At 70.9% G+C, this 22,170-nt stretch carries 16 protein-coding genes; 1 reads left to right on the forward strand and 15 read right to left on the reverse strand.

The genetic code is table 11. The features are described from left to right. From ACWEIJ_RS21115 to eccD, 11 genes are all read right to left on the reverse strand, one after another. A partial coding sequence (locus ACWEIJ_RS21115) for a WXG100-like domain-containing protein (protein ID WP_449838883.1) occupies nt 1-1,721 on the reverse strand: 1,721 nt, incomplete at its 3' end. A gap of 36 nt (nt 1,722-1,757) precedes the next feature. Continuing rightward, the gene (locus ACWEIJ_RS21120) at nt 1,758-2,060 is read right to left on the reverse strand and encodes a hypothetical protein (protein WP_449838884.1); all 303 of its coding nucleotides are present in this window, start codon (nt 2,058-2,060) and stop codon (nt 1,758-1,760) included. After that, nucleotides 2,053-2,523, reverse strand: a complete 471-nt coding sequence (locus tag ACWEIJ_RS21125) for a hypothetical protein (protein ID WP_449838885.1) — start codon at nt 2,521-2,523, stop codon at nt 2,053-2,055. The genes ACWEIJ_RS21120 and ACWEIJ_RS21125 overlap by 8 nt, the downstream gene beginning before the upstream one ends. Next, nucleotides 2,520-2,705, reverse strand: a complete 186-nt coding sequence (locus ACWEIJ_RS21130; protein ID WP_449838886.1) for a hypothetical protein — start codon at nt 2,703-2,705, stop codon at nt 2,520-2,522. Before ACWEIJ_RS21130 ends, ACWEIJ_RS21125 begins: the two co-directional genes overlap by 4 nt. After that, nucleotides 2,702-4,213: a hypothetical protein gene (locus tag ACWEIJ_RS21135; RefSeq protein WP_449838887.1), complete on the reverse strand. Its 1,512-nt coding sequence runs from the start codon at nt 4,211-4,213 to the stop codon at nt 2,702-2,704. The genes ACWEIJ_RS21130 and ACWEIJ_RS21135 overlap by 4 nt, the downstream gene beginning before the upstream one ends. Nucleotides 4,214-4,216: 3 nt before the next feature. Next, nucleotides 4,217-7,384 carry a hypothetical protein gene (locus tag ACWEIJ_RS21140; protein WP_449838888.1) on the reverse strand — a complete coding sequence of 1,056 codons (3,168 nt, stop codon included), beginning with the start codon at nt 7,382-7,384 and terminating at the stop codon, nt 4,217-4,219. A gap of 99 nt (nt 7,385-7,483) precedes the next feature. Next, complete coding sequence (locus tag ACWEIJ_RS21145; RefSeq protein ID WP_355442810.1) at nt 7,484-7,783, reverse strand: hypothetical protein; 300 nt, start codon at nt 7,781-7,783, stop codon at nt 7,484-7,486. Between the two features lie 70 nt (nt 7,784-7,853). Beyond that, nucleotides 7,854-8,147 carry a WXG100 family type VII secretion target gene (locus tag ACWEIJ_RS21150; RefSeq protein WP_449838889.1) on the reverse strand — a complete coding sequence of 98 codons (294 nt, stop codon included), beginning with the start codon at nt 8,145-8,147 and terminating at the stop codon, nt 7,854-7,856. Between the two features lie 56 nt (nt 8,148-8,203). Beyond that, a complete protein-coding gene (locus tag ACWEIJ_RS21155; protein ID WP_449838890.1) occupies nt 8,204-8,482 on the reverse strand; it encodes a WXG100 family type VII secretion target in 279 nt (92 codons plus the stop codon). 133 nt (nt 8,483-8,615) lie between these two features. After that, nucleotides 8,616-10,049, reverse strand: a complete 1,434-nt coding sequence (eccB, locus tag ACWEIJ_RS21160; protein WP_449838891.1) for a type VII secretion protein EccB — start codon at nt 10,047-10,049, stop codon at nt 8,616-8,618. Continuing rightward, complete coding sequence (eccD, locus tag ACWEIJ_RS21165) at nt 10,049-11,446, reverse strand: type VII secretion integral membrane protein EccD (RefSeq protein WP_449838892.1); 1,398 nt, start codon at nt 11,444-11,446, stop codon at nt 10,049-10,051. Before eccD ends, eccB begins: the two co-directional genes overlap by 1 nt. 146 nt (nt 11,447-11,592) lie before the next feature. Here eccD and eccCa point away from each other — a divergent pair, with 146 nt between their 5' ends. Further along, nucleotides 11,593-15,561, forward strand: coding sequence for a type VII secretion protein EccCa (gene eccCa, locus ACWEIJ_RS21170; RefSeq protein WP_449838893.1), 3,969 nt, complete (start codon nt 11,593-11,595; stop codon nt 15,559-15,561). A gap of 46 nt (nt 15,562-15,607) precedes the next feature. Here the strand turns inward: eccCa and ACWEIJ_RS21175 are convergent, their stop codons facing one another. From ACWEIJ_RS21175 to ACWEIJ_RS21190, 4 genes are all read right to left on the reverse strand, one after another. After that, nucleotides 15,608-16,960, reverse strand: a complete 1,353-nt coding sequence (locus ACWEIJ_RS21175; RefSeq protein WP_449838894.1) for an amino acid permease — start codon at nt 16,958-16,960, stop codon at nt 15,608-15,610. Nucleotides 16,961-17,086: 126 nt separating this feature from the next. Further along, a complete protein-coding gene (gene mycP / locus ACWEIJ_RS21180) occupies nt 17,087-18,274 on the reverse strand; it encodes a type VII secretion-associated serine protease mycosin (protein ID WP_449838895.1) in 1,188 nt (395 codons plus the stop codon). Next, entirely contained in the window at nt 18,271-20,790 is a 2,520-nt protein-coding gene (locus ACWEIJ_RS21185; protein WP_449838896.1) for a hypothetical protein, read from the reverse strand. Before ACWEIJ_RS21185 ends, mycP begins: the two co-directional genes overlap by 4 nt. Before the next feature lie 463 nt (nt 20,791-21,253). Next, the gene (locus tag ACWEIJ_RS21190; protein WP_449838897.1) at nt 21,254-22,168 is read right to left on the reverse strand and encodes a dihydrodipicolinate synthase family protein; all 915 of its coding nucleotides are present in this window, start codon (nt 22,166-22,168) and stop codon (nt 21,254-21,256) included. Nucleotides 22,169-22,170: the final 2 nt, after the last annotated feature.

Consider the following 22,170-nt stretch of genomic DNA (forward strand, 5'->3'; position numbering starts at 1 on the left):
GGCCCGGTGCTCGTCGCCGGACCGGTGCTCGTCGTCGGCCCGGTGCTCGTCGCCGGACCGGTACCCGTGGTCGGCCCGGTACCCGTGGTCGGACCGGTACCCGTCGCCGGACCGGTACCCGTCGCCGGACCGGTACCCGTCGCCGGACCGGTACCCGTCGCCGGACCGGTACCCGTCGCCGGACCGGTACCCGTGGTCGGCGTCGTACCCGTCGTCGGCCCGGTACCCGTGGTCGGCGTGGTGCCCGTGGTCGGCCCGGTGCTCGTCGCCGGCCCGGTGCTCGTCGCCGGACCGGTGCTCGTCGCCGGACCGGTGCTCGTCGCCGGACCGGTGCTCGTCGCCGGACCGGTGCTCGTCGCCGGACCGGTACCCGTCGTCGGACCGGTACCCGTCGTCGGACCGGTACCCGTCGTCGGACCGGTACCCGTCGTCGGACCGGTACCCGTGGTCGGCGTCGTGCCCGTCGCCGGGGTCGTGCTCGTCGTCACCGGGCGGCCGCTTGCGTCGACGGGAACGGTGGCGTCTGGGCGGGCCGTGGACATGGCGGGGCCGCGAGCCGTGCCGGGAGTGCTGCTGGAGGGATCAGGCGCGCCGGTGACGCCACCGCTGGTTCCGGTGGTGGGACCGCCCGTGGTGACCGGGCTGCTCTGCGTCGGGACCGAGGTCGAGGTGGAGGGGGACGTGCTGGTGCTCGGCGTGTCGAAGGTGGTGCCGACTCGGGTGCCGTTGTCGAGGGCCGGCGACGAGGACGTGGTGCCGGTGTCGAGGCTGGGCAGGTCGAAGTTGGGGACGGTGACCGGCTTGACGACTGCGGGGTCGACGCTGGGGACCTTGGCGTGCTTGCTGCCGCCGCCTGGCTCCAGGGAGCCGAAGATGCCGTCCGTCGCGCTGCCGGAGCTGTGGGTGGCCTTGTTGGTGAGCGGGTTGCTCAGTGCCGCGAGCGGGATCTGGACGATGCTGTTGGCCAGCGGGGTCAGGCTCCGGATGCTGCGGGGCAGCATCCGGCCGAGGTCGCGGCCGAGTTTGCCGAAGATGCCGACGGCGCCTTCGCCCAGGCCGCCGAGGGCGCCGCCGATCACGCCGCCGATCACGCTGCCCTTCAGCGAGTTCAGGTCCCAGCCGTCGCGTTTGCCCGCGATGATCTGGCCGGCCTGGATGCCCCCGTCGAGGCCCACCATCAGCGCGGCGCCGAACGCCGCTCCCGTCAGCGTCCTGATGACGAGGGTCTTGGCGATGTTCATCAGGCCGTACTGCATCAGCCTGGTGATGAGCATGCGCAGCGCGAAGCCGATGCCCACGCGGGCTGCCGCGATCACCCCCGGGACGAAGATCGAACCGAACAGTGAAGCAATGAGAGAAGCAATCGTCGCGGCCAGGACTCCCAGCATCGAGACGATCATGATCTTGGTCTTCTGGATGTCCGCGGCCGCGTTCTTCAGCATCTTCGCGTAGGCCCGGGCCTGGTCCTCCAGCTGGCCGGCGCCCTCGCGGAACGTTCCGGAGAGCATCTTCTGGATCTCGTCGCTCGTGGCGCCCTCCATCACGGTGGAGAAGTCGCCCGAGATGGTCAGCAACTGCGCGCTGAGCGAGTCGAGCTCGCCCGCCAACACCTCCCACTGCCACGAGAGCTCCTCGAGATCACCCTCGCTGCCCTCCGGCCAGGGCATGCCAACCGTGAACTTCAGCAAGCTCTGAAGCGCGGGAGGCAGTTCGGTGGTCACGGGAGCTCTTCCTCAGATGGCTCGCGACGGAGTTCGTCAGGTACGGGCGGCGTTGTTCTCGTCGGTCTGGACGAGCTTGTCGACCGCCTTCGAGACGGCGTCCCCCGTGAGGCCGAGGTTGTTGGCGAGCGTGGTGACGTACTCGAGCGTCTTGCCGGCGTTGTCCACATAGGACTTGGCGAACGCCTCGCCGAACTCGTCGTTGCCCCAGCAGCCGTCGTAGCGGGCGGCCGCGGCCTTCATGGTCGAGGCCGCCTGGCCGAAGCTCAGGCCGAGCTCCTGGAGCCGCGCGATCACCGCGCGGGTGCCCTCGATGTCGATGGAGGTGCGGTTAGCCATTGCGCTTCTCTTCCTTCTCGCCCGCAGCCGGGCGGCCCAGGATGCCGTCGCTGTACTCCTCGCCCAGGAACGGCGAGACGACCTTTTCGAAGACCTCCTCGACGCTCAGGTTTCCGCTCGCGAGGTCGGTGAAGGTGACGCCCGGCAGGACCTCGTCCCCCATGGAGTCCGCCAGCTTCTGCATGCACAGGGCCTTGCCGGCCTTGATCGTCTGCACCAGGAGGTGGCTGAACTCGGCCGGCGCCATCGTGCGGTACTTGGTGCCCACGAAGTTGAAGCCGGTGATCTCGCCGCGGCCGTCGAAGTCGATCGTGAACGAGCGGTCCTTGGAGCGGACCGTCGTCGTGTTCTCCTCCATCTGACGGGTCAGCTCGGAGATCTTGCGCTGCTCGCGCTCCACCGACGCCATCGCGGCCTCGTTGGCCTCTTCCAGGGTCCGGTACTGGGAGAACCAGTCGGTCATCGCGTCTCGTCCTCTCCGTCGCCGGCCTGGGCGGCGTGTGCCGCGGCCTCCCGCTCGATCTCCTCCAGGAGCGACGCGAGCTCACGTCGCAGCTCGACCCAGCCTTCGACGGCGGCCTCGTTGCGCTGCTGGAGGTCCAGGTACTCGCCGAGCCATTCGGTCATCGGTGTCCAGTTCGTCATCGCGTCTCGCCCTTCCCGTTCTCCGAGTGACCGATGACGCCGGTCGGCGCACAGCCACCGCCGCCTGTTCCGTGACCCGGCCGCGCGGCCGCGCCCTGGGTGTTGCCGGCGGACCACGTGCCGGGATCGGCCCGCAGCCACGTGCTGTCCACACGCGACACGAGCGCACCGGCCGTCGAGCCCGCGCCGACGGCCGCAGGTGGCGGAACCGCGCCCGTCGAGGCCGTCGCTGCGGTGGAGTTCGTTCCCGCGTGCCCGTCGCCCAGCGGGGCGGCGGACCCGCCGACTGACGTAGACATCGCGGGGAACTCACCGGGGAGCGGCGGCCTGGACGTCAAATTAGGGTGCGCGGGAGGTGCGGCGGCGGGCGCTGGGGCCGCTGCGGCCGATATGACGGGGGAAACCCCCGCGGACTGGAGCGCCGCCGGGGCAGCGGACGCTGCCGCGGGCACCGCGACAGACCCCTGGGGGGCGGCCGGGACGGTCGCGGGCGTGGCCGTGGCCGTGGTGGTGGTGGTGGCGACGACGACGGTCACCGGCTGCCCGGAAACCGTCATCGGATGTGCGGCAGCGGCCGCCGGCGCGGGTTCCGCGGAGACCGTCGCCGGAGCTGCGGCCGCCGCAGTGACGAGCGGCGACGCCTGGAGGTTCGCGGGCAGCGCGCTTTCGCGACGCTGGACGGGCTTCTTGGTGCTGTCCGCCGCGGCGGGCGCGACGAGCGGTGTGGCGGCCTCCGCCGGCAGTGCCATCCCGGCGAACCCGCCGAACTTCGCGACCTGATCAGCCTTGACCGGCGCGGGCTGCGACGTGGCGAAGTGGGACAGCCTGCCGAACGGCTCCGCGGCGGCTGATCGCGGTACACCACCGTCCACAGGGGACACGGGTGCCGCCACGGCCACAGCCGAACTCCGGCTGACACCGGCGCTCTTGCCACGAACAGTGCTCACCGGCGTCATCACGTGCGGAGCGGCCACTCCTTCCGCCGGCGTGGCCGGAACCTGGATCGGCGCCCCGGTCGCACCACGCTCGGGCAGGTCCGAGAGAGGCTGTCCGAACTGGACGTACGAACTGGACAGATCGGTGAGGATCTGCCGGGCGTGTTCGTCCCGTGCGAGCAACGCGCTCTCGTCCGGGGCGGTGCCGTTGTGATTCTCGAGTCCGCGCAGACGTTGCTGGCTGTTCGCGACGGCGTCGCCCAGGTGCCGCAGCGCCGCCGGGTAGCTCGGCTCGCGCAGGCTGGCGGTCAGCGCGTCGACGTGCCGGAGCATCCGGTCCACCCACTCGAACTGCCGCGGGTCGCCGTTGTGCCACACCGACTCGAGCTCCGCCCGGTACCTGCGCAGCAGGTCGCCGAACAGTTCCAGCCGTTCCGCCGCCTGCTCGAACGCGGCGGCCTTGCGGTAGAAGGTGTGCGGGTCCGCTGCCGCCACCCGTGCGCGCACCTGGTCGAAGTTCAGGTTCCTGATCTCGCTCGCGATTGCGAGAGCGGGGTTCCGCGTCGCCGCCATTGCTCAGCTCCGTCCAAGGGTCGATGGACCTGCGGTGTTCTCGTCGTCTTCTTCCCAGTCCTTGCCGTCGCTGGTGAGCCAGACCGTGCGTTCCCGGTCCTTCTTCTCCTGCCCGGCACCCATCCCGGCGCCCGCGCCGCCCATCGGCGGCGGCATTCCCGCGCCCATGTCGAGGCCTGCGGGACCACGCGAGATGGTCGTGGGCACACCGACGACACCGCTGCGGGTGGGAACCTGGTAGCCCTTCTGCTGCGCGGCGGCGGTGATCTCCGCTGCCGTTCCCGCGACCTTGCCGTCGGCACCGAACCGCGGCGTACCGCCACCGACACCGGTGCCGAACCCGCCACCGGCAGCATCTCCTGACAGGAAGCTCGCCAGCGGCGACTTGCCGTCCGTCGAGAACCCGCTGCCCAGACCGGAGTCGCTGCCGATCTGACGAATCCGCTCGATCGCGTCGCTGGCGCTCTGGTTGGCCGCCTGCCTCGCCCGTTCCGCAGCGCCGGTGTCGAACTCACCGGTGCCCGCGCCGGTGCTGCCACCGGTACCGCCGCCCGTACCACCACCGGTGCCGCCGCCCGTACCGGCGCCGTGACCGGCGCCACCGAAGCTCACACCAGAGCCGACACCGCCACTACCAGCGCCATTGGCCAGACCATCGATCGTCGAGATCGCATCACGCGCGGCCCCCGCAGCCGCAGCCGCCTGCCTCGCCCGCTCCGCGGCCGCGGGATCAGTGCCACCACCAGCACCGCCGCCGCCGCCAGTGCCAGTGCCAGTGCCAGTGCCACCACCGGAGCCGCCACCAGTACCACCACCGGCACCGCCGCCAGCACCACCACCGGAGCCACCGCCACCGGCGCCAGAGGCCAGACTGTCGATCGTCGACGCCGCCTCATTCGCCGCGGCCGCAGCCGCCTGCCTCGCCCGCTCCGCAGCCGCACTACCACTGCCACCACCGGAGCCACCGCCGCCCGTGCCACCACCGGAGCCACCGCCAGTACCACCACCGGCACCGCCGCCAGCACCACCACCGGAGCCACCGCCACCGGCACCAGAGGCCAGACTGTCGATCGTCGACGCCGCCTCGTTCGCCGCAGCCGCAGCCGCCTGCCTCGCCCGCTCCGCAGCCGCACTACCACTGCCACCACCGGAGCCACCGCCGCCCGTGCCACCACCGGAGCCACCGCCAGTACCACCACCGCCGCCAGGCCCGTCCGACATCAGGCTCGTCCCCGCACCGCCACCGCCACCGCCACCGGCACCAGAGGCCAGACTGTCGATCGTCGACGCCGCCTCGTTCGCCGCAGCCGCGGCCGCCTGCCTCGCCCGCTCCGCAGCCGCACTACCACTGCCACTGCCACTGGGCCCGTTCGATGAAGTAGTCGGCCCCGTCTTGCCACCACCAGTGCCACCAGCGCCACCGCCGCCGCTTCCGCCGGCCGAGGGGTTCTGCAACTGGTTGATGGCGTCGTTGGCCATCCGGCTGGCATCCGCCAGAGCCTGCTGACGCGACGGGTCGGAGCCTCCTCCGCCACCGGACGGGTTGGAGAGCGCGTTGATCGCCTCGTTCGCCGCCCTCCGGGCATCGTCCAACGCGCGCTGTCGCGCAGGATCTGTCGACGACGGCGTCTTGCCGCCGCCCGTACCGCTGCCACCGGCTCCGGTGCCGCCTCCTCCGCCACCGGCGCCACTGCCTCCGAGGGAGTCGTTGATCGCCCGCCGCGCTTCCTCCAGCGCCTCGCGGCGCGCCTGCGCCTCCGGCGAGTTGCCCGTCGTCTGGTTCGTCAGCGCCTGGATGGCGTCGTTCGCGGCCTTCCTGGCGTCGTCCATTGCCTTCTGCCTGGCCGGATCGGTCCCCCGCTCGCGGGAGTTCGAACCGGAACCCGTGCCACCACCGCCGCCCGTGGCGCCGGCTGTGCCCATGCCACCACCGGCGCCCGCGCCGGAACCACTTCCGGCGCCGGCACCGGCCCCACCGTTCTGCAGCTGGGTGATCGCGTCGTTGGCGATCTGGTTCGCCCGCGTCAACGCCTCCTGGCGCGTCGGGTCACCGGTGCCGGACTGGCGTTCGAGATCGTTGATCGCGTCGGTGGCGGCCCGCCTCGCGTCCTCCATCGCCTGCCGCTGCACCGGATCCGTGACGGGCGATCCCGTGCCGGTGGTGCCGCTGCCTCCGTCTCCGAGCGCGCTGTCCAGCTCCCGCTGGGCCTGCCGCAACGCCTCGCGGCGCGCCTGCGCCTCCGGCGAGTCGCCCTTCGTCTCGTCGATCAGTTTCTGGATGGCGTCGTGAGCGGCCTTCTTGGCTTCCTCCATGGCCTTCTTCGTGGCCGGATCAGTCTCCCGCTCGCCGGAGTTCGCACCGGAACCCGAGCCACCGCCGCCCGCGGTGGCATCTGGGCCCTGACCACCGCTCTTCCCCGGTCCCTCCGTGGGAGGGCCGAAGAACGGCGGCATGCCGTTCGAGATGTCGACGACGCCGTCGCCATCGACGTCGACGGTGCTGCTGCCACCACCGGTACCCGTCCCGCCGGATCCGGCGCCGGGCGAGACGATGTTGCTCTGGAAGTCCGTGAGACTGTTACCGGTGCTCTGGTAGCTCGACGACAGGTCGAGCAGCGCCCTGCGCAGCTCCGGCAACAGGTTGTTCTGCTCGTCCCGCTGGATCACCGCCTGGAGATACGCACCGGCGTCGAACTCCTGCTCCAGCGTCGCCATCGCGTCGGCCAGCTTGACGACCTGCTTGCCGTACTCCTTGACCCGGTTGGCGAACTCGGCCTCGATCTCGGCCACGTGCGCCTGGAAGAAGACGAGGGCTTTCGAAGCGCCTCGCAGCGCGTTCGAGTAGAGCTCGATGGCTTCCTGGACGAGCTGGCTCCGCTTCATGACCACGTCGTCGGCGAAGCTCTGGAACTGGTCCCCGGTGAAGCCCGTGAACACCTCGCCCATCTGGTTCGTCTCGTCCCAGAAGGACCGGCGGAACTGGAACAGCCTGTCGCTCGCCACGTTGAACCCGACGGCCAGGGCGTCGAACGAGGCGGGCGCGCCGGGGTTGAGCGCGTCTCCCGCCATCGCCTTGAACTGGGCGAGCGACTGGACGCTGTCGGCTTCGAGCTCGCCGCCGACGGGCGGCGCCAAGTCGTCAGCCGGCGGCGTGTCTCCAGGACTTGTCACGTCGAACTGCCCTCACCAAGTCGAGTTCCCGCACTACGACCGTCCACAAACGAGCGACCGCCAGCACCGGGGGCGCTGACGGTCAACCACCACCAGGTGCTAGAGCCTGTCGGCGTTGCACTTGTCGGTGTTCTCGAGGTTCGAGCAGGCATTCTTCAGGCTCGCCTCGATGCCGTGCATGACGCTCCTCAGCTCTTCCGCGTGCAGCGACAGCTTCTTCTTGCGGTCTCCCAGCAGCTTCTCCAGCCACGTCGCCGTGGAGAAGTTGCCCGCGTGTGCGGGCAGGGAGAGAAGCGTCTGGAAAGGACCGAGGTCGTCCATCAGCACGCCCATGCGAGCGGCGATCGCCCGCACGGCTTCCGGATCGATGGTCGTCTTGGTGCCACCGTCGTGGGCCATGTCGTTCGCCTTTCGTCAAAGCGGGGCTGGTGGTGCCGGCCGGAGAGCGGACCGGCACCACCGGCGCACCTCAGAAGTTGAACGTGGACGCCGTCGAGCGGTCGCTGTCGTACATGCTGTTCGAGTTCTTGTTCAGGTTGACCGAGATCTGGTTGAGCACCTCGTTGCTCTCGGTCAGCTTCTTGGCGATCCGGTCGGCGCACGTGTTGTACTGCTTCGCGGTTTCACCGTCGAACGACTCCATCAGGCTCTGCACCTGCTGGGTCAGCGACTTGACGTTCGCCTCGATGTTCGCGTTGGCGGTCTGCATCTGGCGCACGCCGTCGGCAAGCGCCTGGTAGTCGTAAACGATCGCTCCGGTCACGGTTCACTCCTGAAGAATTTGTTACGAGCGGAAAGAAGAACGGCCTTGCAGGGAGGTCAGAACGAGCCGGCCTCGTCCGTGGACTGCAGCGTGTTGGCGGCACGGTTGAGAGTGGTGGCCATCTCCCTGAGCGTGGAGACGATCTCCTTGGTCTTGGAGTCCCACTCCTGGTGGACCGTGATCAGCTTCTGGATCATGGCGCCCGAGTTGATCGAGGTCAGCGTGTTGATGTTGCTGGCGAGCCGCGACTGCTCGCTCGTGATGCGCTCGGCTTCCTGCGTGTGCTTGTTCGCGATCTCGATGACCTGCGTGGGAGTAAGCCTGGTCTTTGCCATCGTGTGTCTCCTTGATCGTCCCTGCTGGAGAATGGCCACCCATTCGCAAGGGCGCCTGAACTGGATTAGATGCCCGTCGTACATCCGATATGTTCGGAAACCGTCCCCCTGGGCATCGGCGGGGGAAGATCCCTCATGAGCCCGTTCTGGCCAGTTCGGTCACCTGGCTCAGCACCGCGTGCTGAGGGTCGAGCGCGGGTCCGACGGGCAGCAGCGCGAGCAACGCCGACGGAACGGCGACGGGGTGCGCTCCACCCAGGTTGAGCGACGCGACGACAGAATCATCGGAAAGCGGATAGCGCACCCCGAGATCGGTCACGAGGAACCCGGTGCCCGGCAACGCGCCGGGAGCGGGCATCGTGCGCACCAGTGCCCCGGTGCCCGCCGGAATCACCACACGGTCCGCGGTGGTCCCCACGACGTGCTTTCCGGACGGCGGCACCGCTGACTTGTCCGCCGTGATCGGCACCAGTACGAGCTGGGGCGCACGGCCCTCGTCCGCGGCGAGGTCGAACCTGGCGCACGCCGACATGCCCACGCCCAGGTCCGCCAGTGCGGGAGGTTGCGGCGGAAGGTCGTCCTGGGCCGGAGAAAGCAGCTTCATGCCGGCGAGCGCGTCCGGTCCCGTGACGATCGGCACCACCCGCGTGTTCGGGTAGGCGTTGCGGATGTCGGGTGAGGCCAGCAGCATCGCCGCGATCGTCCGGCTGATCGGCATCAACCCGTCGGCGCGCAGGACGTAGTACTCCTCCGACGAGATCGCCGGGTTGCGCACCTGGAACACCTGTCCGATCAGGCTCGGACGGCCTCCCACGGCCTGTCCCGGTGTGCCGACTCGATCGATCGCAGGCGCCTTCAGGTCCACACCGGACGGGATGACGTTCAACCACGCGGGCGAGACCGGCAACACCCGTTCCTGGCTGTAGCCCAGGGCCTCCAGTGTCGCCGCGTCCACGATGCGATGCCGCACCCCCCGCCACACCAGCTGCACGACACCGTCCGGTGTGGACACGAGGAACGCGTGGTCGTCGGACACCGGCCGGCCGGGCTCCTGGTCGAGCCGCAACGTCACGGTCGGCGCGCTCACCACGGCCTGCTTGTCCGGCGGCCGCGCGCAGACCGTCCACTGCGCCTGGTTGACCCGGTCCGCGGTGGGAATTCCGTCCGGCGCACCGGGAATCCCGATCGGCGCACCGACCGGGACGCCGGTCAGCGAGTTCTGGCTGACGGAGACCTTCGACCCGGACTGCCCTGCGGCCAGCATCGCCGACGCCATGTTCAGCACCGGCCGGAGCTCACCGCCGAGGTACACGTACCGCGCGCCGGTCTCCTTGGCCAGCACGATGGTCCCGTCGGTGCGCCAGGAGTTGTTGCCGCTCGAGGAGAACAACCCGACGATGCCGAAGATCGCCATGATCACGCACGCGAGCAGCACCCCGAAGACGGTGCCGTTGTTGAACCGCCGGTTGGGGTGCTCCAGCACGTCGGGCCTGCCCTGCGCGAGCCCCGCGACCAACCGGCCGACCACGAAGAAGTAAGCCTGAACCTGATCTCTGCGTGACTGCATCAGCCGCTCAGCCCCCGGATCCGGGCGTACACGTCCAGCACCGCCAGCAGCAGCGGGATGACGGCGATCGCCGTCGCGTACTCGAAGATGTCCACCGCACGGCCCCAGTACGGGCGCAGGCGCTTACCCGGCAGGTGGTCGCTCAGCACCCCCAGCCCGATGCCGACGGCCACGAGCGGGGCGAGCACCGCCACCGCGCGGATGAACGGTTCCTCCGGCGTCCCAAGGCGCACCGCCAGTGCCACGGCGGTCAGGCCGGCCGGCACGAGCAGGGACCAGCGGGGCACCACCCCGGTGAGGTGGCGGGACCGCAGCAGCAACAGCAACGCGCACACCGCCGCCGTGATCATCGCCCACATCTGGCCGGGCCGCACGAGCACGAGCAGCAGCACCGTCTGGGTGATCCCGTAACCGAGGTAGAACGCCTTGAGGTAACCGAAGACGACGCTGCTGCGTTCGACCACGACCTGGTGCGGCACCGGGTCGATGTCCTCCTTCACCTCCGGTGCGTCGGTCGGCAGCATCGGCAGCTTCAGCCCGCCGAGCCGGAACGCGCCACCGGGTGCGAAGAGGATCGCGATGAAGTTCACGACGATGCCGATGCCCGCCGACTGGGCGGCCGTCAGGTCGCTCGACACCCAGATCACCGCCGGCACCAGCAGGGTGAGCAGCGCGGTCAGCGCGGTGGTGAAGATCAGGACGGCGTCGGCGACGGCGACCAGCGCCAGCACGAGCGCGACGACGCCGGTGGCGACCGCGGTCACGAGCCGCACCGGGACGCCTCCCAGCGGGGCGATCTGGACCGCGGCGAGCCATCCTCCGGCGACCGCCCACACCACACCGACGCAGGCCAGCGCGGTTCCGTCGACGACCTTGCCCTTGGCCCGGGCCAGCGCTCCGGCGACCGCGATCAGCACGACCCCGGTGACCAGTGGAACCAGCCACAACGTCTGCGGCTTCGCGCCCGCGAGCAGCGCCAGCAGGCCGCCGAGCAACGCGACCACCGCGCCGACCCGCAGCATCCACCTGGTGCGGTGCGGCGTCCACTGACCGGCGTCGGCCCGCACCCGCTCGGCCAGGCCGTCCACGAGGTCGTCGTAGTCGAGCGGTGGGAGCGCGTCCTCACGCGGTCTCAAGTAGACGGTGTCGCCGTCGAGCAGGTTCAGCTCGGCCGCGGACCTGTCCTCGTCCAAAGGGGACTCGCCCAGCCGTTGCGCGACCCAGCCCTCGTGGTCGACGCTCTGCTCGACCCACTCCTTCCCGAACTGGGCCAGCACGGACGGCAGCAGGTCGACCAGTTGCACGTCGCCCGGCAGGGCCACGTCCACCGCGTGATCGCCGAGAACGAACCGTAGCCGGGTCGGTACATTTGTGCGAGACTGCGTGCGTTCTTCCATATCGAGCCCCGGATTCTTCCTGGCGAACGACAACTCTCGAGTAGCGAAACCCTGGCGCGGAACCTAGTTCCCACACCTCCCGGTCAGCCGGTACGAGGCCCGCGTCACGCCACGTCGAGGGAAACCCTTCACCAAGGAGAGTCACGGTGGGCACCGAGGCATTCACCAGAAAGGCGCGTCGGCCCGGCCCGACGGCGCCCAGTGACGAGATCGAGCTGCAACCACCACCGGCTGTGCCGGAGAACACAGGTGGAGCGATCAGCTCGGTGCTGCTCTACGCGCCGATGGCGCTGAGTTCGCTGGCCATGGTCCTGATGTTCGTCCGGCCCGGCTCCGGCCCGCTGGCCTGGGTCGGCGCGGGACTCATGCTCGTGGCCGCGATCGGCATGCTGCTGGCGCAGCTGCTGCGGTCCGGGGTGGAGCACAAGCAGAAGCTGCACGGCGACCGGCGCGACTACGTGCGCTACCTCGGCCAGGTGCGGGAGAAGATGCGCGGGGCGCTCACCCAGCAGCGCAAGGCCGCCCTGTGGGTGCACCCGCACCCCCGTTCGTTGTGGTCGACGGCGATGGGCTATCGGCTGTGGGAACGCAGGCCCGCGCACGACGACTTCGGCGAGGTCCGGATCGGACTGGGCAAGCAGCGCAGCACGACGAAGCTGCTGCCGCCGGAGACCAAACCGCTGGAGGACCTCGAACCGCTGTCCGCGCACGCGTTGCGCCGGTTCATCCGCGCTTACTCCACTTTGGACAACGCGCCGATCGCCGTGTACCTGCGGGGGTTCGCGCGCCTGCAGTTCCAGGGCGGGCCGGAGCACGTGCGCGGACTGGTGCGCGCCATGCTCGGCCAGCTCGCCACGGCGCACGGCCCCGGTGACGCTCTGATCGCGTTGTGCGTGAGCGACGAGGCGCGAGAGCACTGGGACTGGGTGAAGTGGTTGCCGCACAACCAGGATCCCGCTTCCCGCGACGCCAGCGGCACGCGCCGCATGGTCACCGACAGCATCAGCGAGCTCGAACAGCTCCTCGGCGGCGTCGAGTTCACCGGCCGGCCCTCGTTCGAGCCGGACAGCCCGATCACGGCGAACGAACCGTTCGTGGTGATCGTCCTCGACGGCATCTCCCTGCCGTCCGACCACCGCATCGCCGAGGAGGGGTACCGCAACGTCGTCGTGCTCGACGTCGGCAGCACGCTCTCCTGGCAGGCACGGCCGCACACCCTGCACGTCGAGGTGACCGGCACCAGCCTCGGCACCGTCTCGTTCGACCGCCTCGGCAAGCCGTCGACCAGCCCGCTGTGCCGTCCCGACGCGCTCAGCCCGCAGGCGACCGCGGCGCTCGCGAGGCTGATCGCCCGCCACCGGATCGGCGAGGTGCAGGACAACGAGGAACCGCTGGCCGGCGACTACGAGCTGCCCACCCTGCTCGGCCTGGGCGACCTGCGGACGTTCGACCCGGTGCCGTACCGGCAGACCCGCGCGAGCGCGCGCAAGCGGCTGCGCGTGCCGATCGGCATGACGTCGACCGGCACGCCGATCGAGCTCGACATCAAGGAAGCGGCCGAGGACGGCATGGGACCGCACGGCCTGCTCATCGGCGCCACCGGTTCCGGCAAGAGCGAGCTGCTGCGCACCCTGGTGCTGGCCATGGCGGCCACGCACTCGTCGGAGGAGCTGAACATGGTCCTGGTCGACTTCAAGGGCGGCGCGGCGTTCCTCGGTTTCGACGAGCTGCCGCACACCTCCGCGGTCATCACGAACCTCGCGGACGAGCTGGAACTGGTCGACCGCATGCAGGACGCGCTGACCGGCGAGCTGAACCGGCGTCAGGAGCTCCTCCGCGCGGCGGGCAACTACGCCTCACGCCGCGACTACGAGGCCGCCCGCGCGCAGGGCGTGCCGCTGGAACCGTTGCCCGCCTTGTTCATCGTGGTCGACGAGTTCAGCGAGATGCTGGCCAGCAAGCCCGAGTTCGTGGACGTGTTCGCGATGATCGGCCGGCTGGGCCGCAGCCTCGGCGTGCACCTGCTGCTCGCGAGCCAGCGGCTCGACGAGGGCCGGATCCACAAGATCGAGAGCCACCTGTCGTACCGGATCAGCCTCCGCACGTTCTCGGCCATGGAGAGCCGCAGCGTGCTCGGCGTCCCGGACGCCTACGAGCTGCCCAACAACCCGGGCAACGGTTATCTGCGCCCGGACACGACGTCGTTGATCAGGTTCAAGGGCGCGTACTGCTCGGGCCCGTACCGGCCGCCGGTCAGCAAGCGGCTGCGGCGGTCCGAGGTCGAGCAGCAGCTCGTGGCGTTCGGCACCGAGTACGTCGCGCCGAAGGCGACACCGTCCGATGTGGAGCAGGAGACCGACGGCGTCGAGCAGAACTCCAAGACGATGCTGGAGGTGCTGATCTCGCGCCTGCGCGGCATCGGCCCGGTGGCGCACCAGGTGTGGCTGCCGCCGCTCAAGCAGGCGCCGACGCTCGACCAGCTGCTGCCGCCGCTCGTCGACCACCCGGAGCTCGGCCCGCGCCCCGTCGGCGAGTACGACGCCTCGACGCTGTCGGTCCCGGTCGGCCTGGTCGACCTGCCTGCCCAGCAGAAGCGCGAACTGCTCACCGCGCAGCTCTCCGGCGCCAAGGGCAACATCGGCATCGCCGGTGGACCGCAGAGCGGCAAGAGCACGCTGCTGCGCACGCTCATCAGCGCCCTCGCCCTGTCCCACACCGCGGAGGAGATCCAGTTCTACTGCCTGGACTTCGGTGGCACGCTCAGCCCGCTCTCGCGGTTGCCGCACGTGGGCAGCATCGCGGGCCGGCTCGACCGCGACCGCGTGACGCGGACGGTCATGGAGATGTACAACCTGCTCTCCCAGCGCGAGCAGCTGTTCGCGCAGAACAACATCGACTCGATGACCAGTTACCGCCGCGCCCGCACGCGGGGGCAGTTCGTCGACGTCGATCCGTACGGTGACGTGTTCCTGGTCATCGACGGCTGGTTCACGATCCGGCAGGACTACGAGGAGCTGGAACCTCGCTTCACCGAGCTCGCCGCGCGCGGACTCGGGTTCGGCATCCACCTGATCGTGGCCACGAGCCGGTGGTCGGACATGCGGCCCTGGCTGCGCGACGTGCTCGGCACCCGGTTCGAGCTGCGGCTGGGCGACCCGCTGGAGTCCGAGATCAACAGCAGGCTCGCGGCCACCGTGCCGGCCATCCCCGGCCGCGGCCTCACGACCGGCAAGATGCACTTCCTCACCGCACTGCCCCGCATCGACGGCACCAGCCGCACCGAGGACATCGCCGAGGCCACCGCGGAGATCGCGGAGGCCCTCGACCTGCCGACGGCACCGAGGGCGCCGAAGGTTCGGTTGCTGCCCAACCAGCTGACGGTCGCCGAGCTGCCGCCGCCCACCGCGGAGGCACCGCAGCTCGACCTGACGATGGCGCTCGGCATCGAGGACGGCGCGCTCGGGCCGCAGTGGCACGACTTCGACGCCAACCCGCACCTGATGATCTTCGGTGACGCCGAGACGGGCAAGACGAACCTGTTGCGGCACATCGCGAGCTCGGTGGCGCAGCACTACAGCCCGGCCGACGGCAGGGTGATGTTCGTGGACTTCCGCCGCGAGCTGCACGACGCCGTCCCGCAGGACAACCAGGTGAACTACACGGTCAGCACCGACGGTCTGGCGTCCTCGATCAAGCAGGTCGCCGAGCTGCTGCAGACCAGGGTGCCGGGCCCGGAGATCCCGCCGAGCAGGCTGCGCCAGCGCGACTGGTGGTCCGGTGGCCGGTTGTTCATCCTGATCGACGACTTCGAGCTGATGGAGTCCAGCGGCTTCAACGACCCGCTGGAGCCGCTGCTGCCGTTGTTGCAGCAAGGTGCGGACATCGGCCTGCACCTGATCGTCGCCAGGAGCACGACGAACGCGAGCCGCACGATGATGAACGCGCTGATCCGGCGGCTGTGGGAGCTGGGCACTCCGGTGGTGATGTTCTCCTGCCCCAGGGAGGAAGGCACGTTCATCGGCAACGTCAAGCCGAAGACGCTGATCCAGGGCCGGGCCCAGTACGTCAACCGGCGCCGGGTGGTGAACCTCGTGCAGACGCCGGTCGTCGAGTAGCAGGGGTGGTGGACTGGAGGCCTGGGGTTGCCAGGCCTCCGGTTCGTCACACCGTCACGCGGCGCCGAGTCCGCACGACGCCGACGGCCACCACGACCGCCGCGACGAGCAGGCTCAGGAGGAGCTGTGAACGCGCGTCCGCGTCGAACAGCATGCCCGCCAGCAGACCCACCATGCCGACGATCGCCGCCCACGTCAGGTAGGGGTAGCCCCACATGCGCAAGGTGAGGCGCTCAGGTGACTCCTGGGCCAGGCGCCGCCGCATCTTCAGCTGCGACACCGCGATGGTCAGCCAGACGAACACCGCCACGGCGCCGGAGGAGTTCACCAGGAACAGGAACACGGTGTCCGGCGAGAGGTAGTTCAGCGCCACCGTGATGAACCCGACGACGGTGGACGCCAGCACCGCGACCGTCGGCACGCCTCGCCGGGAGACCTTGCCGAACACGGCGGGGGCCTCGCCGCGGCGGGCGAGCGAGAACACCATGCGGGACGCGGTGAACAGGCCTGAGTTCAGGCACGACAGCACCGACGTGAGCACCACGACGTCCATGACCACCGCGGCCGCGGGCAGTCCGAGCGTGTCCAGCACGGCCACGTACGGGCTCTTGGCCACGTTGGCGTCGTTCCACGGCAGCAGCGTGACGACGACCGCGATGGACCCGATGTAGAAGACCAGGATGCGCCACACCACGGACCGCACCGCGGTGCGCACGGCCTGCACGGGGTTCTCCGACTCCCCCGCCGCGACGGTGGCGATCTCGGCGCCGAAGAACGAGAAGACCACGACGAGCATCGCGGCGAACACCGGGCCGCTGCCCTGCGGGAAGAACCCGCCGTGACCGACGAGGTTGGCCGTTCCCGGAGACGCGAAGCCCGGCAGCAGACCGCCGATGGCGAGCACGCCCACCACGAGGAACACGGTGATCGCGGCGACCTTGATGCCCGCGAACCAGAACTCGAACTCGCCGAACGACCGCACCGAGTAGAGGTTCGTCAGCGTCAGCAGGACCGTCAGCACGAGCGCCCACGTCCACTGTGGAACGGCCGGCACCCAGCGGTGCACGATCGCGGCGCCCGCGGTGGCCTCGATGCCGACCACCACGACCCAGAACCACCAGTACAGCCATCCGATCGCGAACCCGGCCCACGGCCCGATCGCGCGTTCGGCGTAGGCGGAGAAGCTGCCGGTGTCGGGGTTGGCCGCGGACATCTCCCCCAGCATCCGCATCACGAGCACGACGAGCAGGCCTGCGGCGGCGTACGAGACGAGCACACCGGGCCCCGCCTTGCCGATCGCCGCCCCGCTGCCGACGAACAGCCCGGCGCCGATGACCCCGGCGATGGCGATCATGCTGAGGTGGCGGTTGCGCAACGACGGTTGAAGGTCCTGCGGCATCGGCCCTCCTTCCACATCGAGAACGTTCGATCGGAACCCGATCAGTCTCGGGGTGGGAGGGGCACGGCAACAGTGGACAATCCGTCGAAGCCGGGCCGCGGCAGTGGCCAAATCCGACAGCTAGGCTCAGCTCTCGGTGTTCAGGCGGCGGGCGGGTGCCCAGCGGCGGCGCCGTCCCGCGGGCAGCACCAGCACGGCGAACCCCACGGCCACCACGACCAGCGCGGCACCGATCAGCCCGAGCGTGACCAGCAGCGTGCTCGCGCGGTCCTCCTGCGGTGCCACCGGGAAGCTCGCGGCCGCGGGCACCGGCGCCACCACGGCACCGGCCTCGCCCTCCTCCGGCAGCACCGCGGTCACGGCGGCCAGCGGGTTCACCGTGCCCCACCCGAACTCCGGGGACGGCAGGTTCGCCGGTGGGCGGTCGGCGGTGGCCTCCAGGCGGTGCAGCACCTGGGTCGCCGTGAGCTTCGGGCGGTAGGCGCGGACGAGCGCGGCGACGCCGGTCACGAACGGCGCGGCGTAGCTGGTGCCGCTGGCCTCCCACTGGCCGGGACCGCCGGGGCCGACGCTGCACACGTTCACGCCGGGAGCCGCCAGCCTGAGGTGCGGGCCGGCCAGCGAGAACGACGCGCGCTTGCCCTCCTGGTCCACCGCCCCGACCGCGAGCACCGACTTGTCGGTGGCGGGGTACGGCGTCGGGCCGCTGTCGTTGTCGTTGTTGCCGGAGGCCGACACGATCAGCACGTCCCGTTCGGCCGCGTAGGCGATCGCGGCGGAGAGCTCCGGGGTGGGACCGCCCGCACTGGCCGACAGGTTCAGCACGCGCACACCACCGTCCACAGCGGCACGGATGCCCTGCGCGAGCAACGCGGCCGTCGTGTCCTTCCCCTCGTTCGCGACGCGGATGGGCAGGATGGTGGCGTCTGGTGCCATGCCGGCGAACAACGTGTCGTCGGCGGGCGCGGCGGCGATGATGCCCGCCACGAACGTGCCGTGGCCGAAGCAGTCGTTGTTCGCGGGCTTCCCACCCGGATTGCGCACGTCCAGCCCCTGCTGCACGCGGCCGGCCAGCTGCGGGCTGCCCGCGTCGACACCGGTGTCCACGACACCGACCGTCACTCCCCCGCCTCGGGTGAGCGGCCAGACCCGCTGCGGCGCGAGCTGTCGCTGCGCCCACGGCACGTCGGTGATCTTGCCGGGCGGTGCGCCGAGGCATTGCTGGCCGGGACGCAGCACGCCCGGCTGGGCGTTGGCGGGCAACGGCGTCGCGACGAGCACGAGCGCGGCGGCCAGCAGCACCTTGCGGATCACGGCGTGACCTCCGGCATCGGCGTGGTCAGCCGCGCCACGTGGTCCTCGTCGTCCACCAGCCGCACGTTCGCGGTCCGGCGGGTGTGCCAGGCCTGGTCGAGCTTGGTCAACGCCTGCTCGTCGCGCGCGTCCGCCACGCCGGGGTCCTCACCGGGCAGCAGCTCGCGCACCAGCAGTGCCTGCCGCGGCCGCGGCACCTCACCGTCCTGTTCGGACTCGTCGACGCGCAGGCCGAGCACCTTGAGCCGGCAGCCGCCGTGGAACACCGTCTCCTCGAACGCCCGGCCCATGAACAGCTCCGAGGTGCGCCGCGCGGTGGCGGGCCAGATCAGCACGTCGAGGTCAGCGCCGGGGGTCGTGACGTCGAGCTGGGCGCTCGCGCTGAGGAAACCGGGCTCGATCAGCACCGTGCCCACCGGATGCGGCTGCCTGCCGTGCAGCTTCTCCTGGCGCAGCACGACCTTGCGGTGCGTGGGCAGGCGGCGCAGGCCGGAGGTCAGGCACGCCAGGTAGCCGTCGAACGGCTCCGGTGCGCCCTCGGCCAGCCCCTGGTTCAGCGCCACGGCGCCCGCCGCGCCGGTGCCGAGCAGCAGGCAGACCGCGACGTAGTCCGCCTTGGCCTCGGGGCGCAGCATCGGCCACGCCGAGAGACCGACGTTCACCGCGGCCAGCGCTTCGGTGTAGCGGGTGCCGGCGCTCACCGCGAGCCGTGACTGTTCGGTGGCGGTGCTGGAGCGGTCGGCGAACTCGACGACGGTGGCCCGGCGCGCGGCCCGCGGTTCCGGCGCGGGTTCGGCGAGGGCGGGTTCTGGCGCGGGTTCCGGGGACGGCTCGGGCAGGGCCGGGCCGGAGACCGTGACGACGGGGACGGGCGCCGCGGGCCGCTCGGGCGGGTCGATGACGGGCGGTGGGGGCGCGACGCGGTCGATCGCGGGCGGTGGGGGCGCGACGCGGTCGATCACGGGCGGTGCCTCCGCGGGCGGTGCAGCCGCGGGCGGTGCCGCCGCAGGTGGTGCCGCGGCCGCCTGAGCGGTGGGGCGCGGTTCGTCCACGACCTTCTCGGCGGCACCCGGAGCGACGATCGTCTCCGGCCGTTGGGCGACGACGGGTTCCCTGGCGGGTCCGGCCGCCTGGATCGAAGGGGCGTTCGGCACCCGGACCGGGGAAACCGGCGCCACCGCCTCCTCGGCCACAGGTGCGGGCGGAGCCGTCACCTTCTCGGCCGAGGGCCGCGCGTCGACGCCGTGCACGAAGCGAGGCGGCGGGGCGGCGCTCTCCTGAGCCCGCAACGACCACGCGCGCGCCTCCAGCGCGGCGATCGCGGCCGGGTCGAACGTCCCGAGTGGACGGATGCGGGAGGCGCGCCGGTGCGCCGGGCCGAACTGGTCGATCAGCAGCCGGGCCGCGTCGAGCTCGCGCTCGGTGACCTCGCGGCCGTGCGCGCCGAGCGCGAGCGTCCACCACTTCGGGTCGAACCGGGTGCCGACGGCCGACTGCTCGCCGTCCAGCAGCACGTGCACGCCACCCGGCACCATCTCCGCGATCACGTCCAAAGAGGACAGCAGCCGGTAGCGGTTCGAGCCGTCGAGCTGCCAGCCGACCGGTGCCGGGGCGACGTCGATCACCTGCGGCGGCTCACCGTCGGGCGACTGGCGCAGCATGGTGGCGAGCGGGGTGAGCGGTTCGGTCACCGAGGCGTCCGGCACCACGGTGCGGAGGCCGCCGTCCTTGCCCAGCACCTGCAGTCCGGTGGTGATCGTGATGGTGCGGCCGAGCAGGCGGGCGAGGGTGCGCGACCACTCCGGTGCCGTCACCGGGAGTGCCGCGGGGACCACGAGCAGGTCGGCCTGGGCCTGGGCGGAGAGCCGGTTGATGATCTCCGCCACGGCGGCGGGTGTCACGGCGCCCACGACGAGCTTGGGGATGCGCGGGTTCAGCGGGACCTGGAACGCGGGATCGGCGAGGCCCACCGGACCGGAACCCTCCGGCCGGATCGAGAGTCCCGCCGGGATGCACTCGGCGACCGCACCCTGCGCCACGACGGGGCTGTGCGGCAGCTCGTACTCCCACGCCGGCATGGGGAACCGGGAGCTCATCACCACGGCACCGCTGCAGCCGGGGCCGAAGCGCCGCCAGCCGGTGCCGCCCGCCGTGCGGTTCACGTACAACCCGATGCCGCGGCCCGCGGTCAGCGGACCGTCCGGGGCGAAGACGTCGACGCCGCAGTCGTCGGCGACGCCCTTGAGCCACGGGCCGCACGTGCCCTGCGCGTGCCCCAGGTCGGACACGCCGAGCCAGGCGGCCTCCAGCGCGGCGCCCTCGGCGGACGAGCGCATCGTCGTGAGGCGGTCCTTGATCGCGTCGTACAACGCCGGGTGACGGTGCGCGCCGGACGAGGCGAGGAAGAGCACGGCGCCGGGCACCGCCGGAATGGTCGAGAGCACGGCGGTCTCCCGCGGTGTCTCGTCGCCGCGGCGGAGCAGCACGTGCGGGCCGCACTGCTCGGTGAGCAGCACGCCTCCTGCGGGCGATGGTGAGTGCGCTGACCGTGCACTGGTCGCGGGTGCTGACACGATGCGACCTCCTGTTCGTACTTCCCCGATGTGGTGAATCGATATCACCGGAACGTGCGTCGTGGGACGGCTCCGGCGCCCCCGGCCCGACTGGCGGGGATATCCCTCACTCGGGCGGCGAATCGGTGGTGAAAGCCGAACGCCCGCCGGCCGGGAGTCCATGTCCGGTCGACGGGCGTTCGGGGGGAGAAGGCGGCACGGTCCGCCGGGAATCGGGGAATGGTGACGGGCCGTGCACACCTGCCGTCCTGCGCAGGACGCAACCGCAATGATCACGGAAATCGTGATCCCCCTGCAGGACACGATTTCCGCCACACCGTCAGCGCGGCTGAAACCAGCCTAGACACCGCCGGGCGGCGTGATCAATGCCGATTTCCCGCAGTATTTTCCTCATTTGACGCGGAGGTCATCCCGGTGTCAGCCATTTCACGGCCGATCGCACGTCGTGCCGCACCTGGGACAGCACTTTCCCAGCGAGCCCGTGCCGGGGCGGCCGGTACGGGCCGCCGTACAGGCCGCAGTAGTCCATCGCGAACTTGATCATCTGCACCGCCGCCGGGCGTTCGAACCACCGCAGCGGGCCGTCCAGCGCGCACCGCAGCGCCTCCGCCTCCACCAGCAGGCCCGACGCGAGCAGGTCGGCCAGCTGGACCGCCTGTTCCGGGAAGACGTTGGGCAGCGCCCCGATCCACCCGCACGCGCCGGAGAGCAGGCTGTCCACCACGATCGCGTCCCCGCCGGTGATCATCGCGGTGCCCGGTGCGAGCGCGAGCGTCTTCCAGATCTTCGTGACGTCACCGGAGAAGTCGCAGACGCCGACAACGTTGTCAAACGCCGACAGTTCGGCCAGGGTCGCCGGGCTGAGATCGACCCGGCAGCCGGCGGGGTTGTTGCAGACCAGCACCGGCAGCCCGGCCGCCGTCACCGCCTCGTAGTGCAGCATCGTCTCCGCGTGGCTGGGCTCGTAGGACAACGGCGGCATGCACAGCACCGCGTCCACGCCGTCCTCGGCCGCCTGCCCGATCCGGTCGACGACCTGATGGGCGCCGACGTCGTGAACGGCGGCGACGACCGTGGCGCGCTTGCCGATCGCGCGCACCGCGGCCCTCGTCACCTCGCGTTGTTCTGCGTACGTGAGCGAGCCGGACTCACCGAGGGCGAAGGAGTTCACCAGCACCCCGCTGCACCCGTTGCGGACCAGCCAGGTGCAGTGGCGCTCGAAGCGGTCGAGGTCGACGCGCAGGCCCGCGGGCGCCCGCTTGTCCATCACGTACGGCACCACGGCCGCGGCGACGACACCGCCGAAGTTCTGGCCGCGCAAGC

The sequence above is a fragment of the Lentzea sp. NPDC004789 genome (genome assembly GCF_053601075.1).